Genomic DNA, 955 nt, shown 5'->3' on the forward strand with positions numbered 1-955 from the left:
CCGGCCTCGTGGCCCGTGCCGTGCAGGACGTCCTCGAAGTCGAGCAGGTCATGTACCGGGCGCTCAGCGCCGCGCTCGACCTCGCGGTCCGGCTCGACGCCGAGGCTGAGGAGCTGCGCGACTTCTCCGGCGGGATGTCCGACGAGTCCGAGTGGCTCGAGGCAACGGCCACTCGCATCCGCACCGCGCTCGCGGGTGTTGAGGGCGAGGGCTGATGCCGTGGCTGAAGGTCTCGGACGCCAGCGCGACTCACCCGATCGCGTTGGCGGCCATGGAGGCCGACGACGCGGACGACCGCATCGTCAACGAGCTCTTCGGGTTCGTGGCCCGTTGCGCGGTCATGGCGGCGCAGCACGAGCGCGACTACGTGGTCACGGTCGGTACTGCCCGCGTGATGGCCGGTAGCTCGAGGTTCGAGGCGCTCGTGGCGGCCGCGGTGCGTGCGGGGTACTTCGTCGAGACGACGGCGGAGGACGCCGAGGGTGTGCCGCGGCGCGCGTTCCGGCTCTTGGAGGAGAAGGACCTCTTCCACATGCTCTTGAAGAAGGAGCGGGCCTGGGAGACGCAGCGCCGGAACGACGTCGCGAACCCCGAGCTGACGGTGCCCGTGCGGCTCCGCGACGGTGACGGCTGCCGCTGGTGCGGCAAGACCGTGGCCTGGCGCGACCGGAAGTCGGGGCGCGGCGCGACCTACGACCATGTGCGTCCGGGGCAGGGCGCGGCCTCGCCCGAGGACCTCGTGGTCGCGTGCCGGTCGTGCAACAGCGCCCGTAAGGACGAGGAGAACACCTCGTTCGACCGGGCCCTGATGCCGCCGCCGGAGCACCCGCTGTACGGCGCGGACACCCTGGCCTTCCTGGCCGAGCACGACGTCGTCCCCGCACCCACCGCTCCCGAGGAGGCTGGCAGCACCACCCCCGCAGCAGAGCAGGCACCGCAGCGCGAGAGCGCGCCG

At 72.3% G+C, this 955-nt stretch carries 2 protein-coding genes; both read left to right on the forward strand.

The genetic code is table 11. The features are described from left to right. A partial coding sequence (locus tag AB0N07_RS51170) for a hypothetical protein (protein WP_365847871.1) occupies nt 1-215 on the forward strand: 215 nt, incomplete at its 5' end. After that, nucleotides 215-955, forward strand: a 741-nt coding sequence (locus AB0N07_RS51175) for an HNH endonuclease (protein WP_365847873.1), incomplete at its 3' end; no start/stop codon positions are given. The genes AB0N07_RS51170 and AB0N07_RS51175, both read left to right, overlap by 1 nt.

Source organism: Streptomyces sp. NPDC051172 (genome assembly GCF_040682555.1).
Classification (GTDB): domain Bacteria; phylum Actinomycetota; class Actinomycetes; order Streptomycetales; family Streptomycetaceae; genus Streptomyces.